This is a genomic window from Oceanobacillus sojae, assembly GCF_007991515.1.
Lineage (GTDB): Bacteria > Bacillota > Bacilli > Bacillales > Amphibacillaceae > Oceanobacillus > Oceanobacillus sojae.
The window spans coordinates 101,638-117,835 of sequence record NZ_BJYM01000012.1 but is presented as its reverse complement, the minus strand read 5'-3'; the positions used below and the strand labels follow the sequence as shown (position 1 = coordinate 117,835).

General features: G+C 37.8%; 19 protein-coding genes and 1 other annotated feature. Of the genes, 15 read left to right on the top strand and 4 right to left on the bottom strand.

All coding sequences use genetic code 11. From position 1 onward, the window contains the following. Nucleotides 1-33 precede the first annotated feature (33 nt). The 3 genes from OSO01_RS14700 (at nt 34) to OSO01_RS14690 (ending at nt 2,477) form a co-directional block, all read left to right on the top strand. Nucleotides 34-1,371, top strand: coding sequence for a right-handed parallel beta-helix repeat-containing protein (locus tag OSO01_RS14700; RefSeq protein WP_147211202.1), 1,338 nt, complete (start codon nt 34-36; stop codon nt 1,369-1,371). A 69-nt stretch (nt 1,372-1,440) separates the two neighbouring features. After that, nucleotides 1,441-1,896, top strand: coding sequence for a hypothetical protein (locus OSO01_RS14695; protein ID WP_147211200.1), 456 nt, complete (start codon nt 1,441-1,443; stop codon nt 1,894-1,896). A gap of 272 nt (nt 1,897-2,168) precedes the next feature. Next, entirely contained in the window at nt 2,169-2,477 is a 309-nt protein-coding gene (locus OSO01_RS14690; RefSeq protein ID WP_147211199.1) for a hypothetical protein, read from the top strand. Nucleotides 2,478-2,585: 108 nt separating this feature from the next. On the opposite strand, the gene OSO01_RS14685 is transcribed toward OSO01_RS14690, so the two are convergent. After that, nucleotides 2,586-3,143, bottom strand: a complete 558-nt coding sequence (locus OSO01_RS14685) for a M15 family metallopeptidase (protein ID WP_147211198.1) — start codon at nt 3,141-3,143, stop codon at nt 2,586-2,588. Nucleotides 3,144-3,312: 169 nt separating this feature from the next. Between OSO01_RS14685 and OSO01_RS14680 the strand changes: the two genes are divergently transcribed. From OSO01_RS14680 to OSO01_RS14645, 7 genes are all read left to right on the top strand, one after another. Continuing rightward, nucleotides 3,313-3,933, top strand: coding sequence for a glycerol-3-phosphate acyltransferase (locus OSO01_RS14680; RefSeq protein WP_147211196.1), 621 nt, complete (start codon nt 3,313-3,315; stop codon nt 3,931-3,933). Between the two features lie 73 nt (nt 3,934-4,006). Continuing rightward, complete coding sequence (locus OSO01_RS14675; RefSeq protein ID WP_246145176.1) at nt 4,007-4,489, top strand: DUF456 domain-containing protein; 483 nt, start codon at nt 4,007-4,009, stop codon at nt 4,487-4,489. 93 nt (nt 4,490-4,582) lie between these two features. Next, nucleotides 4,583-4,838, top strand: a binding site (T-box leader). A 302-nt stretch (nt 4,839-5,140) separates the two neighbouring features. Then, entirely contained in the window at nt 5,141-6,577 is a 1,437-nt protein-coding gene (proS, locus tag OSO01_RS14670; protein WP_147211195.1) for a proline--tRNA ligase, read from the top strand. 402 nt (nt 6,578-6,979) lie between these two features. Beyond that, nucleotides 6,980-8,155 (top strand): M20 family metallopeptidase, encoded by a 1,176-nt coding sequence (locus tag OSO01_RS14660; RefSeq protein ID WP_147211194.1) that lies wholly within the window; start codon nt 6,980-6,982, stop codon nt 8,153-8,155. Then, nucleotides 8,155-8,928, top strand: a complete 774-nt coding sequence (locus OSO01_RS14655) for a substrate-binding periplasmic protein (protein ID WP_147211193.1) — start codon at nt 8,155-8,157, stop codon at nt 8,926-8,928. The genes OSO01_RS14660 and OSO01_RS14655 overlap by 1 nt, the downstream gene beginning before the upstream one ends. Before the next feature lie 31 nt (nt 8,929-8,959). Further along, entirely contained in the window at nt 8,960-9,619 is a 660-nt protein-coding gene (locus OSO01_RS14650) for an amino acid ABC transporter permease (protein WP_147211191.1), read from the top strand. Further along, on the top strand, nt 9,612-10,334 hold the full coding sequence (locus tag OSO01_RS14645) for an amino acid ABC transporter ATP-binding protein (RefSeq protein WP_147211189.1): 723 nt from the start codon (nt 9,612-9,614) through the stop codon (nt 10,332-10,334). Before OSO01_RS14650 ends, OSO01_RS14645 begins: the two co-directional genes overlap by 8 nt. Nucleotides 10,335-10,412: 78 nt before the next feature. On the opposite strand, the gene OSO01_RS14640 is transcribed toward OSO01_RS14645, so the two are convergent. Then, nucleotides 10,413-10,895 (bottom strand): glutathione peroxidase, encoded by a 483-nt coding sequence (locus tag OSO01_RS14640; protein ID WP_147211187.1) that lies wholly within the window; start codon nt 10,893-10,895, stop codon nt 10,413-10,415. 196 nt (nt 10,896-11,091) lie between these two features. Here OSO01_RS14640 and OSO01_RS14635 point away from each other — a divergent pair, with 196 nt between their 5' ends. Beyond that, the gene (locus tag OSO01_RS14635; RefSeq protein ID WP_246145175.1) at nt 11,092-11,781 is read left to right on the top strand and encodes a GNAT family N-acetyltransferase; all 690 of its coding nucleotides are present in this window, start codon (nt 11,092-11,094) and stop codon (nt 11,779-11,781) included. A gap of 46 nt (nt 11,782-11,827) precedes the next feature. Here the strand turns inward: OSO01_RS14635 and trhO are convergent, their stop codons facing one another. Next, entirely contained in the window at nt 11,828-12,805 is a 978-nt protein-coding gene (gene trhO, locus OSO01_RS14630) for an oxygen-dependent tRNA uridine(34) hydroxylase TrhO (RefSeq protein WP_147211186.1), read from the bottom strand. Nucleotides 12,806-13,033: 228 nt separating this feature from the next. Here trhO and OSO01_RS14625 point away from each other — a divergent pair, with 228 nt between their 5' ends. From OSO01_RS14625 to OSO01_RS14610, 4 genes are all read left to right on the top strand, one after another. Further along, nucleotides 13,034-13,246, top strand: coding sequence for a spore coat protein (locus OSO01_RS14625; RefSeq protein ID WP_147211184.1), 213 nt, complete (start codon nt 13,034-13,036; stop codon nt 13,244-13,246). Nucleotides 13,247-13,503: 257 nt separating this feature from the next. Beyond that, nucleotides 13,504-14,037, top strand: a complete 534-nt coding sequence (locus tag OSO01_RS14620; RefSeq protein WP_147211183.1) for a spore coat protein — start codon at nt 13,504-13,506, stop codon at nt 14,035-14,037. Between the two features lie 34 nt (nt 14,038-14,071). Continuing rightward, entirely contained in the window at nt 14,072-14,503 is a 432-nt protein-coding gene (locus OSO01_RS14615; RefSeq protein ID WP_147211182.1) for a spore coat protein, read from the top strand. Nucleotides 14,504-14,950: 447 nt separating this feature from the next. After that, nucleotides 14,951-15,151 carry a cold shock domain-containing protein gene (locus OSO01_RS14610; protein ID WP_198048619.1) on the top strand — a complete coding sequence of 67 codons (201 nt, stop codon included), beginning with the start codon at nt 14,951-14,953 and terminating at the stop codon, nt 15,149-15,151. 100 nt (nt 15,152-15,251) lie between these two features. On the opposite strand, the gene OSO01_RS14605 is transcribed toward OSO01_RS14610, so the two are convergent. After that, on the bottom strand, nt 15,252-16,148 hold the full coding sequence (locus OSO01_RS14605; protein ID WP_147211181.1) for an NAD(P)-dependent oxidoreductase: 897 nt from the start codon (nt 16,146-16,148) through the stop codon (nt 15,252-15,254). Nucleotides 16,149-16,198: the final 50 nt, after the last annotated feature.

Sequence of the window (16,198 nt, the reverse complement as noted above, 5' to 3'; positions counted from 1 at the left end):
AAGAAAAGAAATAAATTTGTTTAGGAGAAAATCATGAAGAAAATTGGATTATTTATAGTATTAGGATGTGCTGCTGGTGTGTTATTTGCTTTCTGCTCGCATCTTCCTGCCAATCAGGTAATTTATGTAGCAATGGATGGAGACGATCAAAATGAAGGCACACTGGAAAACCCATTTCGAACAATTGCTAAAGCAAGTTCTGAAGCTGAGGCAGGAACAACAGTATTTATTCGTGAAGGAACGTATGAGGAGCCGCTGATTGTTCAGCACACCGGTACGAAGCAGAAGCCAATCACTTTTCAGTCGTATGAAGAGGAAGAAGTTACCCTTGATGGCGGCAATATGGATTCTGCAGATGGAGACCGAGCGCTTGTTGTTCTGGAGGATAAGAATTATATAAACATAGAAGGATTAACGATAGAAAATGTAACGACGGATTTGATGGATGAAACAGTAATGGGTATTTTTATTACTGGCTCCAGCAGTCATATTACAGTGGAGGACAATACTGTTAAAGGAATAAAAACCTTGCATGAGGAAGGGAACGGTCATGGAATTGCCGCATATGGAACAGGTTCCATGAAGGATATAAATATCGTACATAACCTTGTTGAGGATTTAAAGCTGGGTGCCAGTGAATCGATTGTATTAAATGGCGATATTGATGGATTTACAGTAGAAGAAAATATGGTACGGTTCAGTGATAATATCGGAATTGATCTGATAGGATACGAAGGAATTGCCGATAATCCTGACGCTGATTATGTTCGGAACGGTAAGGTGCAAAATAATACGGTGCACCATATATCCTCTTTTGCTAATCCGGCGTATGGCGAGGAGTATAATGCAGCGGCTATTTATGTAGATGGAGGGAAAGATATTCTTATTGATAAGAATGAGTTGTATGAGAATGATATTGGAATTGAAGCTACATCAGAACATGCCGGGAAATATGCTGAGGATATTCAAATAACAGATAACCTGGTTTCACATAATTATTATACCGGAATATCTATCGGCGGATATGATGAAGAAAGAGGCGGTACCCGTGATACGTTGATTTCGGGAAATACTCTCTTTCGAAATGACACAAAAGAGTTAGATGGCGGACAGCTTCTGCTGCAGTATAATGTGTATGATAATGAGATAAAAGAAAATAAATTTACTGCCAGTGCATCACGCATTTTTATTGCCAATTTCTTTCAAGAAAATAAGAACAACCTTCTGACTGAGAATATCTATTATAAAGAACATGAACAAGAGGGAATCTGGATTTGGAAGGATGAGTGGTATACTTCTTTTTCTGTATTTATTGAGGCTTACGGAAGTGATGAAACTTCGCAATATATTTATGAGGATGAAGAAGAATAGAGTAAGGAAATTTCAAAAAGAATTACTGTTTTTAATGGATGTAATTGAGATTCAGTAAGGGACGTTGTTATGTTAAAAAATATTTTTTCAAAAAGTAAGCTATTGGCAGCATGTATTACTTCTTTCAATATGGGATTTGTATTTACTATGATAACTGAATCTGCAAGCAAGGAAATTAATACAGCATTCTTTACAGTTGCTTCGGAAGTTTTATTATTTTCTTTTTTGTTTTCTCTTTGGTATATAGCTCCAATTGTTTTTCTTGCAGGGATTCCAGCTTCTGCCGGAATTGATAAAATAACATCCGGGATTATGAATACAGAAGCTGGGAATACTTTGAGAGCCGTCCTGCATGTTTTAGCGGGAATAGTAATTGCTTTATTGGCATATTTCGTATTAGGTGGAGTTTTCCCTGATTTTAATAACAGAGAAATGATAATTAATTTTATATTCTTGTCTGCTTATCCGAGTGTCTTTTTTTGGCTGATAGACACATTGGCAAATAAAAAGAATACGAAAGCATAAAGGATAAACGTTGTTGGACGAAGAAAATGTTGACCTATTGTGTTCAAGATATGAAAAGTGAGATCATCAAACGATGGTCTTTTTTCTTTGGGCGTAATTTTAGAGTACTTAGGCATGATAGAGATTGAACTAGTATAATGATTAAAGCTCGAATTCCAAACGATTTTTTTAGAAATATTACAATTCGACTAACATTTTCTTATAATCTTAAAGAGAAGTTTTAACCCGGCTAAAAAGGGAAAAGCCTTATAAGAAAAGGGAGGTTTCCAATAATGGCACGAAATAAATACTTTGTAACAGTTGATACGGAAGAAATTAGCGAGGTTTCGCTGCCTGACAACGGTATTGAGTATGAGATATATGCAACACCAGAAGAGGTAAAAGAAATTGAAGTTCTGTTTGCGAGAAAAGATAAAAATGCTAAGGATGCAGTGAAATTCGTAGGGAAACCATTTGATGAACGGCCTGTCGATGCAAAACGGGATAGCTATGAGGAGTATCTGATTGCCATTTATCGTAAATTGTACGAGCTAGGGACTGATGAAACAAGGAAAGGAATAAAGGAACTTAAATTGTTTTAATAGCTGCTGGATACTTTGGTAAATAAAAAGAAATTCAGACAATAAAAGCCTCTGCCTGAATTTCTTTTTATGAAAAATATTTGCGTGGAGTATATGTTAATTACCATCCTATTCTTCTGCAACGGAGGGACGATATCCCTGTTGCAGTTCAGAAATGCTCAATCCGAATGTCATCTGCAAATGCGGATAATCTGTAAAGCCATTGAAATCTCCGCCCCATTCAAACTCTAAATCTTTTGCGATTTCTGCAACTTCAAACCAGTCCGGCTCTCCATTGTTATTCCCGTCATAATGAATATCCCAGATAATTTCTCCGTCGTTGTTCCGAATCGCATAATCCACAGCCAAACCATAATTATGATAGCTTTCACCTGCTCTGGCGTGGGTAACAATATCTTCTTCGTTTTCTCTGCCTCTTGCATACAGCGTTTCCTGTTCTTCCTCTGTACGCAGGCCATCTGTAATAACAACCTCTATATCAATATCATCAGCACGATCAATTAACGTATCGACAGCTTCCTGGACAGCGGGATGAAGTTCTGATATCGTTTCTTCTCCATCCACTCTTTCATAAGAAGAATTTGTCTGCTGGTAAAGCCAGAACAGCAAACCTATAAAAAGAATAATAGCAATCCAGGAAAGCGTAAAATGCTTTAAAGCTTTCATTCGTTATTTCTGACTCCTTTAAAAAATTTCTCTCTATTAGTAATCATAACATGAACAAGTTCCTGATGATGCATTGAACAACTAGATAAATATGGTTGTTTTACAAATTGATTTCTTAAGCATTCTGGACATATAATAAGAGAAACTTAACAGAAATGGAGGGAAATCAATGTATTACTTCATTAGCTGTTTAATAGGCTATATTTTTGGCTGTATTCATGGATCGCAAATTATCGGGAAAATAAAGAAGCGGGATATTAAGAGTGAAGGTGTCAAAAATGCCGGAGCATCTAATACAACAATTCTGTTAGGCTGGAAATATGGTATTGTGGTTGCGCTGATTGATATTTTTAAGGCTACACTTGCCATTTTACTCGTCTTATTTATTTTAGGAGAAGCAGGAATCCCGGCTGGAGAGGCTTCCTTATATATTTATTTGACTGCTTTATTTGTTATTATTGGGCATAATTATCCTATAACGATGAACTTCAGCGGCGGGAAAGGTACCGCGTCCCTGATTGGTGCATTAATTGCCATTGACTGGCGGGTTGCTTTAATTGGAATTGCTATTTTATTGTTCTTTACTTTTGCAACAGACTATCTTGTTATCGGCGTCCTGTTTATGTATGTATCTTTTCTTATTACAACCTACTATTTCTTTGGAAATGGGCCTGCGCTGGTGGTTATATTTTTAACACTGCTTTGTATATACAAGCATATGGAGAATTATCGCCGGATTATATTAAAGGAAGAGACAAGGTTATCCAGTATGTTTAAAAAGAGTGCCTAGATAAGGGTTTTTTTGAACTTATATTATAGGGGATACTGAAAAAGTAAGCTTTTTATTAAGGAGTGTGCAAGAATTGGATATTTTATTATGGATAATCATTATCCTGTTATTTATCGCAAGTTTTCTGGGAATTATCTTTCCGATGATCCCGTCTGTTATTGCTATTTGGGGAGGATTTCTAATCTATTACTTCTTTATAAATAGTGAGACCCTGAACTGGTGGTTCTGGGCAGGAATGATTGTGATCACAGTTATTCTCTTTGTTGCGGACATTATTGCCAACAGTTATTTTGTGAAAAAATTTGGAGGCAGTAAAGCAGGAGAAAGAGGCGCTGCGGTAGCTGTTATTATCGGTTCCTTTATTACTCCGCCATTTGGAATTATTTATGTTCCATTTTTAACAGTGCTCGCTATCGAAATGATGCAACGGAGAACAGTGAAAGAAGCAATCCGGGCTTCCATTGGTTCTTTTTTAGGATTTTTAGGAGGTTCTTTTGCAAAAGTTGTCCTGCAGTTGATTATGATTGTCTGGTTCTTTATCGCGGTCTGGTTATAAGCAGGCAGCAAATGCCTTATCCCCATTTTCTTAACTGTAAAAAATCGTCTGCTTCTTGACTTTCATCAGTGAGAACTATATATTAAAAGCATAGTTGAAATATTGACGGAGAATAGTACGTTGTTACTGTCTAATACAGAGAGAAAAAGGATGCTGAGACTTTTTCATAGACATACAAGGGAACCTGCCTCCCGAGTTCGCCATATAAGGAGATACTGCTCTGAAATTGGCGCGGTTTTGGCCGTTATCAAATGAAGTGTATATATTTGCCGGTCCTATCTGTAAAATAATAGACAGCAGCTTATATATAAACAAGGGTGGTACCACCTGTTTAACCTCGGTCCCTTTCATAAGGATGGAGGATTTTTTGCGTTTATAGAGGATGTTCAAAAAGTCCAATAAAAATGACACGGCGATAAGAGGATCTTCTACTAAGAACGCCCACGTCGTGTGGGCAACGTAGAAGTCACCGCATCCTGCGGAAGTGCGTTGGTTTGCTTTTCCGGTACTCACGTATGTTAAAGCATACGCTCCGTTCCTCAAAGCGGCACCGCCTTGAACTTCTTGGTCCTATTTATCAGACTTTTTGAACACACACTTATATGGAATTTCAAACAATAGAAGAGTTAAATAAGAAAGAGGTGCTTACAATTGGGTAAGAAAAATAAACAATTTGTAGAAAAAATTACAGCGATGGAGGACGATTTCGCACAGTGGTATACAGACGTTGTCAAGCAGGCAGAGCTTGTTGATTATGGTCAAGTGCGCGGAACAATGATTATCAAACCTTATGGTTATGCAATCTGGGAAAATATTAAAGATGAATTAGATCGTATGTTTAAGGAAACAGGTCATACGAACGTTGCTTTTCCGCTGTTTATTCCTGAAAGTCTGCTGCAAAAGGAAAAAGATCATGTAGAGGGATTTGCTCCTGAGGTTGCCTGGGTAACTCATGGCGGAGATGAGGAATTAACAGAACGTATTGCAGTACGCCCAACTTCTGAAGTACTGTTTTGTGATTATTATTCAAATAATATTCACTCTTACCGTGATCTGCCAAAGCTCTATAATCAATGGTCCAATGTGGTCCGCTGGGAAAAAACGACACGTCCGTTCCTGCGTTCTTCTGAATTTCATTGGCAGGAAGGGCATACAGCACATGCAACAGATGAAGAAGCAACCGAAGAAACAAATCGTATGCTTGGAATTTATGCCAAGCTGGTGGAAGAATATTTAGCCATCCCCGTGTTAAAAGGAAAGAAAACAGATAAAGAAAAATTTGCAGGGGCGGAATTTACCTTAACGATTGAAGCATTGATGCATGACGGGAAAGCATTGCAATCTGCTACATCGCATCATTTTGGTTCTGGATTTGCAGAAGCATTTGATATTACCTATCTGGATGAAAATGGGGAAAGCCAGTTTGTTCATCAAACTTCATGGGGCTTGTCTACCCGGATTATGGGAGCTTTAATTATGGTGCACGGTGATAACCGCGGACTAGTAGTGCCTCCAAAGGTTGCGCCGACACAGGCAATGATTGTTCCAATCGCCCAGCATAAAGAAGGCGTACTGGACAAAGCTTATGCTCTACGTGATAAATTAGCAAAAGTTGCCCGTGTCGATATTGACGGCAGTGATAAAATGCCAGGCTGGAAATTTAATGAATATGAAATGAAAGGTATCCCGGTCCGAGTTGAGATGGGGCCAAAGGATATTGAAAAAGAGCAGGTCGTTCTTGTCCGCCGTGATACCGGCGAGAAGGAATTTGTTGCTCTGGCAGATGTGGAAGAGCGTCTTGCTGCATTGCTGGATGAAGTACAGGCAAATCTGTATAATCGTGCATTAGAGCATCGTGAAGAGATGACCCATACAGCTAAAAATATGGATGAATTTAAAACAGAAATTGAAAAGGGCGGCTTTGTCAAAGCAATGTGGTGTGGAGATGTAGCCTGTGAAGAAAAGATTAAAGAAGAAACAACAGCAACCTCCCGCTGTATTCCATTTGAACCGGAAAGCGTATCTGATACATGCGTATGCTGCGGGAAGCAGGCAAAGGAATTAGTTTACTGGGCAAAAGCGTATTAATAACTGAAAAATGGAAGCAGACTGGGTTTTGCAGCTCAGTCTGCTTTTATGTATTAAAGATAATATATAAAGTGCTTAAGGGATTGCCTCTTTCTGATAGTAGAAAAATTTAGACTGAATGGGGTATATCCATTCCAAATGATATGCAAGAATCAGGCTTTAAAGAAATAATTACAGATGAAGATGGATACCGCTATGATGGTTTATTGGGGAATTAAAGTAACCTTTCTTAGTAAAAATACGATCCTGGGTTGAGGGATATACTTCTTGTAAATATCAATATATAAGCTTGAATAATTATCTGAAAATATAATTATTATTTTGCCTATTGCATAAGCATGCAAAATCGTGTTATAAATATACATATTAATTAATAATTATACATTAAATGAGGGAATAAATATGAAGTCAAATTTAAAAAACGAACTAGATAAAGTAATTAATGATTTAACGAACTTGAGCGACACTATTTTTGATAATCCAGAGCTTGGAGATCAAGAATATGAATCTATGAAGCTATTAACAGATTATTTAACGTCACATCAATTTAAAGTAGAAAAAGGGATTGTTGGTCGTGATACGGCCTTTAAAGCAACCTACTCAAGCGGAAAGCCTGGTCCTCAAATTGCATATCTGGCCGAATATGATGCACTTCCAGGTGTAGGTCACGGCTGCGGGCATAATTTAATTGGAACGATGAGTGTCGGTGCAGGAGTTGTATTAAGTAAAGTTATTGATGAAATTGGCGGCACTGTTTATGTATTCGGTACTCCTGCAGAGGAAACAAACGGAGCTAAAGTACCGATGAGTGAGCAGGGAGTGTTTGACGGTATTGATGCTGCGATGATTTTACATCCAAGTGATACATCACAGGTAAGCGGCGAATCACTGGCTATGGATGCAATCCAATTTGAGTATCATGGAAAAACAGCACATGCTGCAGCAGCTCCGGAAAAAGGGATTAATGCCTTAGATGGTGTGCTTCAATTGTTTAACGGTATTAATGCATTGAGACAGCATGTGAAATCAGATGTCCGTATTCATGGAGTTATTCCTGATGGAGGACAAGCTGCGAACGTGGTTCCTGATAAAGCAGTTGCACAGTTCTATGTCCGGGCAAATAATCGTCCTTACCTTAATGAAGTAGTAGAAAAGGTAAAGCATATTGCTGAAGGAGCAGCTTTAATGACTGGAGCAACATTAAATATATCCAACTATGAATTAAGCTATGACGATATGACAACGAATCAGGTTTTATCTGATTTGTTTACTGCAAATTTAAAAGAGACAAGCCGCCTGCCTGTTTATGGAGCAAAAGAATCTTATGGTTCGATTGATATGGGAAATGTCAGCCAGGTAGTTCCGGCTATTCATCCGTATATCGGCTTAAACAAAGAAGGCTTAATTGCTCATACGAAAGAATTTGCTAATCAGACTATTACTGAGGATGGGCATCTGGCATTGTATGAAGGGGCTCTTTCTTTAGCGAAAACAGGCTATGATTTATTGACAAATGAAGAAGCGGTTCAGGCAATGAAGGAAGAATTTAATAAAAACAAAGAAGAGGTAAACGTCTAATGAAAAAAAAGCTCATTTTACTTTTCAGCACATTACTATTTACAGCTTTACTGGCTGCTTGCGGATCAGATGATAATGAATCTGAATCATCTGGCGGGGATAAAAATGTATTAAAAATGGGAACATCAGCTGATTTCCCTCCATATGAATCACGAAATCCTCAAGGTGAGTTTGAAGGATTTGATATTGAATTAGGAAAGCTTATCGCTGAAGAACTGGATATGGAATTAGAAATTGAAGATATGAAATTTGAAGGTCTGATTGGTTCCTTGCAAGCAAATCGTGTGGACATGGTCATATCAGGAATGAATGCAAGCGAAGACCGTAAAAAGAATGTAGACTTCTCTAATGTTTATAATGATACTGGACAAATGTTTGTTACCAAAGATAAAGCAATGGAATCTTTAGATGAGCTTGAAGGAAAAACACTTGGTGTACAACTGGGCTCCATTCAAGAAAATGGCGCAGATGCTTTAGCGGAAGAGTATAATATTGAGGTGAAAAAGGTAGATGATGCCGGGATTTTAGCTCAGGAATTGAATGCGAACCGTATCGATGTTGTCTATCTGTCTAAGGAAGTTGCTCTGGGATATATGGATTCCCAAGGATTCTTTGGATTTGATGATCCCAATTCTTCAACTGAGGGTATGGCAATCGCATTCCCTAAAGACAGTGATTTAGTGGATGATGTAAATGCCGTTTTAGAAAAATTAGAAGAAGATGGCACTTTAAAGAGCTTAAAAGAAGAATGGATACCAGGCTCTGTTGAATAAAATACAGCATAAAGAAACGAGGTGATAGGGCATGAATTTGGATTTTTCCCAAATCGTGCCTTATATTCCTTTTATACTAGAAGGAATAGGTGCAACATTAAAGTTTGTTAGTGTATCCATTTTGGCAGGGTTTATATTGGGTACTATTTTGGCAATTTTTAAAATAACGGGCTTTTGGCCGTTGAAGGCAATTGCAGATGTATATACATCTATTTTTCGCGGTACACCGCTTATTTTGCAATTAATGATTATATACTTAGCAATCCCCCAATTAACTGGCTATGATATATCGGCATTTTTATCCGCTGTATTAGCATTCGGCTTGAACTCAGCCGCGTATGTATCTGAAATTATCCGTGCCGGTATTATGGCAGTGGATAAAGGACAGACCGAAGCAGCCAAAGCGTTAGGTGTTCCTTATCGTTCCATGATGCTAAATATTATTTTACCGCAGGCATTTAAAAATATTCTTCCTGCACTCATGAATGAATTTATTACATTAACAAAAGAGTCGGCATTAGTTTCTACTATTGGCTATCTGGATTTAATGCGCCGTGCACAAATTGCCGGAGCCGATTTATATAGAAACTTCGAACCGCTCTTTTTCGCAGGAGTAATTTATTGGGTGATGGTTACCATACTAACTTTGGCTGGAAGGTATGTTGAACGGAGGATGAGACAGAGTGATTAAAGCAGATAATATAACAAAGGTATTTGGTAAGAATGAAGTGTTAAAAGGTATCAGTACAACAGTTGGAAAAGGTGAGGTTGTGACAATTATCGGCCCTTCCGGATCTGGAAAATCAACCTTTCTGCGCTGTCTTAATCTATTGGAAGAGCCAACCTCTGGACAAATTTATATAAATGACGAGGAAATTACTTCTCCAAGGGTTAACAAAATGGAAATAAGAAAAAATATTGGAATGGTATTCCAGCATTTTCATCTTTTTCCCCATATGACTGCTTTGGAGAACGTAATGTATGCACCACAAAAAGTAAAGGGTTTATCGAAAAAAGAAGCGGAGCAGATTGGGAAAAACCTGCTGGCAAGGGTAGGTATGACCGATAAAGAAAAAGCATACCCCAATCGACTGTCTGGCGGACAGAAGCAGCGTGTTGCCATCGCCAGAGCACTCGCAATGGAACCGGAAATTATGCTTTTTGATGAACCAACTTCCGCACTTGATCCGGAAATGGTAAAAGAGGTACTCGACGTTATGAAAGGCTTGACGGAGACAGGCATGACGATGGTAATTGTTACGCATGAAATGAATTTTGCAAAGGAAGTTGCAGATAAGGTACTCTTTTTAGATGATGGTGTATTGCTGGAAGAAACGGAGCCAAATACATTCTTCACTAATCCAAGCACCGAACGGGCCCAAAGCTTTTTGGAAAAAGTACTCTAAAGATAAAAGCGCGGAAGATAGATTGAACATGGTTTAAACTAAGTCATGTTCTTAATATATCCTCTGCGCTTTTATTGCTTATCCATCTAGAAGTGCTTCCACATCCTTCTCTATTATATCCGGGTTCTTTTGCGGACCAAATCGTTTTACAACTTGTCCATCTTTATCAATAAGAAACTTCGTAAAATTCCATTTAATTTGTTCGCCAAGTATACCTTTTTGCTCGCTTGTTAAAAAAGCAAAAAGAGGATGTGCATTTTTTCCTTTTACATTCACTTTAGAAAACATTTGAAAGGAAACCCCGTAATTCTGTTTGCAAAACTGGTTAATCTCTTCATCCGCTCCAGGATCCTGATGTCCAAATTGATTGCATGGAAAGCCAAGCACTTCAAAGCTCTGATCTTTATATTGGTCATACAATTTCTGCAGTCCGTTAAATTGAGGAGTAAAGCCGCATTTACTGGCTGTGTTTACGATGAGCAGCACATCCCCCTTATAATCTGACAGCGGCTTCTCTTCACCCTCAATTGTTTTTGCTGAAAAATCGTATATACTTGTCATATTACTCCTCCTTAAAAAAATGATAAGATGTAAATGCATCTAAAAGTGTGTGTTCAAAAAGTCCGATGAATAGGACCAAGAAACTCCCATCAACGCAGAAATTCGCCGTGTCATTTTTATTAGACTTTTTGAACATCCTCTAAAAGAATAGCTCTATCTGATTTAATTGTATCATAGCAAGAAAGGACGTTTACCTGTGACAGAAATTGTAAAATATCTCCCATTAAATGGGGAAGATAAAAATACTTATTTACGCTACCTCACTACTACTGATTTACCCGAAATTATAGAGCTGCAAACAGCAGTTTATGAAGCATTGGAGGATAAAAACAGACTTGAGCCCTTAGACGAGGACGAGTTCCTTACAATATTAGAGGGAGATTCGCTGATGGTCGGCATTTTTCATCAGGAGAAGCTGGTTGCATTTCGGGCTTTTCTAAATCCTGCTGCAGATGAAGAGGGGCTGGGAAAAGATATCGGGCTGACAGAAGAAGATTATGCACAAATTATCTATTCGGAGATTTCTAATGTACATCCTGATTTTCGGGGGAATCGATTGCAGACAAGAATGGGAAAATTTATTATGGAGCAGTTGGATTCAACTGCATATCGCTATGTTTTAGCTACAGTTGCCCCGGGAAATATTCCGAGTATGAAAGATAAATTTGCTCTGGGAATGCGGATTTATAAAGTGAAGGAAAAGTATGGCGGGAAGCTGCGTTATATTTATTGTAATGATTTACAATTGCACAACGTTGGTGATGGAGAACATAGAGAAATAAAAATGAACGATATTACTGGTCAAACAAATCTTATGGAGGAAGGGTATATCGGTACTGGAATGAAAAACAAGGATAATGAATGGCTGATTATTTATCAAAAATAATAAACAGGCTGGAGATTCTCCAGCCTGTTTTCGATTATATATTTATTTAAACAGTTGTTGTTTCCGGAAGTGTTTCGCCAATAGCTGCTAAACGCTCTTTAACTTCTTCTGCAGATAAATTATGCTCTTTTACATAAAGATTACGTGGGCTGATACGGCATTCATGTGTGCATCCGCGTAAATATTTATGTTCATTCTCTTCAGAAGCGAGAATTTGATTATTACATTCGGGATTTGCACAGTTTATATAACGTTCACAAGGTTCCCCGTCAAAGTAATCTTTTCCGACAATAACATGCTCTTTGCGGTTAACAGGAACGCTGATACGTTCATCAAATACATATAGCTGTCCATCCCATAATTCGCCCTGAACTTCAGGATCTTTTCCATAGGTAACGATACCGCCATGTAATTGGCTTACGTCCTCAAAGCCTTCATCCTTGAGCCAGCCGCTAAATTTCTCACAGCGAATGCCTCCTGTGCAATACGTTACAATTTTTTTATCTTCAAGCATTTCTTTATTTTCCTGTACCCAATCCGGCAATTCACGGAAGGTTTGAATGTCTGGACGGATTGCTCCGCGGAAATGGCCCAAATCAAATTCGTAATCATTGCGGGCATCCAATACCACTGTATTTTCGTCCTTTAATGCTTCATAGAATTCTTTTGGCTCTAAGTACTTACCAGTAGTTTCCAATGGGTTAATATCATCCTCTAAACGAAGCGTAACTAATTCACCTCTTGGGCGTACGTGCATTTTTTTGAAAGCATGTTTATCATGAGCGTCCACCTTGAATACCATATCTTCAAAGCGGGGATCAGCATGCATATGCTCCATATAGGCATTTGTCTGCTCAATAGTACCTGAAACTGTTCCGTTAATACCTTCCTCAGCTACCAGAATACGCCCCTTCAACCCAAGTTCCTTACAGTACTTAAGGTGCTCTGCAGCGAATGTTTCAGGATCCTCAATGTGTACATAATTGTAATAAAGTAAAACCTGATAATCTTGTTTTGTTTCCATTTGGTATACCACCTGTTCATTTTGTATTTGCAAGATACAAATGAGTTGGGTTTCGTTTATTCATTTTTCGTCTTGCAATTTTTTATTTTAGCATGTTTCTCTGCTTGATTCCAGTCCATAACAATGAAATATGTCCGCCATTATTTAGAAGCCCTTGGACTCGAGCATAGTCAATCCAGTCCTGCCCTCCATAAAATGAAGTATCTATGATGGAAGGAGGAAAAATCAATGAGTGAATCATCTAAAAAAGCAACGATGCCGGATAAACTGGTTGAGGTAATGGTGGACAGTGTTTTTCGTAAAAATGGTATAAAGCCGGAAGAGGTCAAAAATAACCTTTCTGAAAAGCAGCGCGAAATGCTGAAGGAAATGGTTACGGATTTAAAACAGCAAGTGGAGGAGTTTCAGCAAAAAAGGAATGAATCTAAAACGGAAGAATAGTGATTTTGAAAATGTGGAGAAAATCAATTATTTCTTCACATTTTTATGTGACAGTAAAAACACCATGATGCTATTCCTATTCTTATAAATTAGAGATGAAAAGAAATTTTCTCTTTATAAGGCTTCTTTTATTGCATATTCCCTAAATTTGGACTAGGTGATTTTGTTATTTTCCGTGTTCTTTGTGCGGGTGTACAGGAAGTATAGTTATCAATACCATAAATTATTTTAGTACTTTTAGAAAGGAGTGTTAATTGATGTCTGTCTACAGAAGTAAAACAGAAGGAACAAATCGTTTTCATGAAGATTTATATGGAGACGATTATGCGTGTCAGCCTAAAGAAACAGACTGCGATACAAATAATTACCAATCTGCACCGACTTATTTTGAAAATTCCTTTAGCCCGAATTTTGGTGAGGCAAGTGTTGTTCAAACTGGAGATGAATATTCGTATATGGAGCAGGAGTCTGCGGAGGTTATCTGGGTAAAAGAATCATGCAATATCACAGTGAGCTCAACAGACACTCAGATCAGTGCTTCTCTGCAAGCTGCTTTGCAATTAGCTATTTCCATTGTTATTCGTTTATCTATTGCTGGCTCTGCAGATGAAGAAGCAGTCGAACAAGAATTAATGCAAACAATCAGTTCCAGTCAAGTAAATAAACAAAAAATATTTATCTATAATACAAAAGATGCAACTGTTACAACAACGGACACTGATATTTCGGTAAATATCCAGCTGCTTTTACAAATACTCATTGCTTTGGTAATCATGATTGATATTCTGTAATCTCAATATGGTATAGAAAGGAGTGTAAGATAAAATGATGCACAAAAAAGAGTGGAGAGCCTTAGACTACTGTGATGACGACCGTAATAATCAAGCAGATGTAGAGCAGGATGCGAAACAAAAGAACGTAACGAAGCAGTCCTCCGAGGAATGGATTATTATTAAAGATTCCGAGGGAGTTACAGTAACAACGACTGATACACAAGCAGCCATCAGCTTACAGGTAGGTATTGAAGTAGCTATTGCTCTAGTCCTCAGTATTTCATTAGGTGATTCGGATAAGGCAAAGGCTGTATTCCAGGATTTAGAACAAGTGATGAAAACGAAACAAAGCAACCGTCAAAAAACTATTGTCGAAAAATCGAAAAATGTTAATATAACAACAACAGATACAGATATTGCAATTAATATTCAGCTATTAATTCAATTACTTGTGGCGATTGTAGTAAGTCTGGATATTTTATAAGAATTCTTGGAGTAATCACAATAGAAAAAATTATATTACTTTACCTGGACTCCCTTTATATATATAAAGGGAGTTTAATTTGCCATAATGGAAATGGCTATAAGACTCCCGCTGAATAAAGCTTCCCTTTAACTTATAATTACGTATTTTTCCCCTTTATAAACAGGTGAATAATATCTTATTACTATTTATGGTAATTATAAAAAATTATGGATTTTATTAAAGCAGTAGCTGCAGTTTTATGAAAACGCTTCTTCCATTGAAAAACGTCGAATTTTGTTTGATAATACTCACCGATATTGACTTGCATTTTTTTATGAAAGGGGTTAAAATAATACTTGCAAAAGGTAATTGGAGTTACAAGAATACTTTACGATCTCTTTTCCAAGACGGTGTAAAAGTATTTAGGTTTCAATGACTTTGCATATCTTGTATAAGGAGGTCATGATAATGACTGGTAAAGTAAAATGGTTTAATGCAGAAAAAGGTTTTGGTTTCATCGAGCGTGAAGACGGAGACGACGTATTTGTACACTTCTCTGCAATTCAAGCTGAAGGATTCAAAACTCTTGAAGAAGGTCAAGATGTTGAATTCGAAATCGTTGAAGGCAACCGTGGCCCACAAGCTGCTAACGTTGTTCGTCTGTAATTCGAATATGAGTAATATAAAAAGCTAGGGTGACCTGGTTAAAAAACCCCGAATGTCTTGAGAGGCATTCGGGGTTTTTTAATGTTGAAAATGAGCTTGCTTATAATGTCAGCTCTGCTTCATGCGCAAGCAATTTAATCAAGGCCTGTGTTCCGCTGTCAGCTTCACCCATATCAGCTAATTCTTTATAGAGCTTTAATGATAGTTCCAGCCCGGGCGCAGGCATTCCTATAGTATGGGCAGATTCTAAGGCGATTTCCATATCCTTGATAAAATGCTTCACATAAAATCCGGGCTCATAATCCTGTTCCAGCATTCTTTTACCCAGATTAGACAGAGAAAAGCTGGCGGCAGCTCCCGAGGAAATAGTTGCTAGTACTTCTTCCGCATTTAATCCTGCTTTCTTTGCATATATAATTGATTCACAAACTCCGATCATATTGGTAGCGATAGCAATTTGATTTGCCATTTTCGTATGCTGACCTGCTCCGGCAGGTCCGAGTAAATGAATTCTTTCACCTAAAACGCGAAATATCGGAGCAATTTCATCATAAGCATTTTTATCTCCACCGGCCATGATTGCCAATGTACCATTTTTTGCACCGATATCTCCGCCGGAGACTGGCGCGTCTAAAGCAGCCAGCCCTTCTTTTTTTGCTGCTTCATAAATTTCAATTGCCAAGCTGGGCTTAGAGGTTGTCATATCAATAACATAAGTATTTTTTTTCGCATTTTTTAAAATGCCGTTATCACCAAAATAGACTTTTTCTACATCTGCAGGATAACCAACCATCGTAATAATTACATTACTTGCTTTTGCTAAGCTTGCTGGATCATCGTGCCAGTTTGCACCAATTTCTAACAGTTCTTCCGCTTTCGATTTCGTCCTTGTGTAAACATTCAGGCTATAGCCGGCATCCATTAAATTTTTTACCATGCTTTTCCCCATAACACCTAAACCAATAAAGCCAATTGTTGCAGTTGATGCAGTGATCATTATATCCATCTCCTTTATATAGATGCTTTACCTTGAGTTTGTCACGAAAA

What these genes read in the sequence shown, in the direction of transcription:
- OSO01_RS14700 (WP_147211202.1), top strand. Translation starts at nt 34, where the DNA reads ATGAAGAAAATTGGATTATTTATAGTATTAGGATGTGCTGCTGGTGTG.
- OSO01_RS14695 (WP_147211200.1), top strand. Translation starts at nt 1,441, where the DNA reads ATGTTAAAAAATATTTTTTCAAAAAGTAAGCTATTGGCAGCATGTATT.
- OSO01_RS14690 (WP_147211199.1), top strand. Translation starts at nt 2,169, where the DNA reads ATGGCACGAAATAAATACTTTGTAACAGTTGATACGGAAGAAATTAGC.
- OSO01_RS14685 (WP_147211198.1), bottom strand. Translation starts at nt 3,143, where the DNA reads ATGAAAGCTTTAAAGCATTTTACGCTTTCCTGGATTGCTATTATTCTT.
- OSO01_RS14680 (WP_147211196.1), top strand. Translation starts at nt 3,313, where the DNA reads ATGTATTACTTCATTAGCTGTTTAATAGGCTATATTTTTGGCTGTATT.
- OSO01_RS14660 (WP_147211194.1), top strand. Translation starts at nt 6,980, where the DNA reads ATGAAGTCAAATTTAAAAAACGAACTAGATAAAGTAATTAATGATTTA.
- OSO01_RS14655 (WP_147211193.1), top strand. Translation starts at nt 8,155, where the DNA reads ATGAAAAAAAAGCTCATTTTACTTTTCAGCACATTACTATTTACAGCT.
- OSO01_RS14650 (WP_147211191.1), top strand. Translation starts at nt 8,960, where the DNA reads ATGAATTTGGATTTTTCCCAAATCGTGCCTTATATTCCTTTTATACTA.
- OSO01_RS14640 (WP_147211187.1), bottom strand. Translation starts at nt 10,895, where the DNA reads ATGACAAGTATATACGATTTTTCAGCAAAAACAATTGAGGGTGAAGAG.
- trhO (WP_147211186.1), bottom strand. Translation starts at nt 12,805, where the DNA reads ATGGAAACAAAACAAGATTATCAGGTTTTACTTTATTACAATTATGTA.
- OSO01_RS14625 (WP_147211184.1), top strand. Translation starts at nt 13,034, where the DNA reads ATGAGTGAATCATCTAAAAAAGCAACGATGCCGGATAAACTGGTTGAG.
- OSO01_RS14620 (WP_147211183.1), top strand. Translation starts at nt 13,504, where the DNA reads ATGTCTGTCTACAGAAGTAAAACAGAAGGAACAAATCGTTTTCATGAA.
- OSO01_RS14615 (WP_147211182.1), top strand. Translation starts at nt 14,072, where the DNA reads ATGATGCACAAAAAAGAGTGGAGAGCCTTAGACTACTGTGATGACGAC.
- OSO01_RS14605 (WP_147211181.1), bottom strand. Translation starts at nt 16,148, where the DNA reads ATGATCACTGCATCAACTGCAACAATTGGCTTTATTGGTTTAGGTGTT.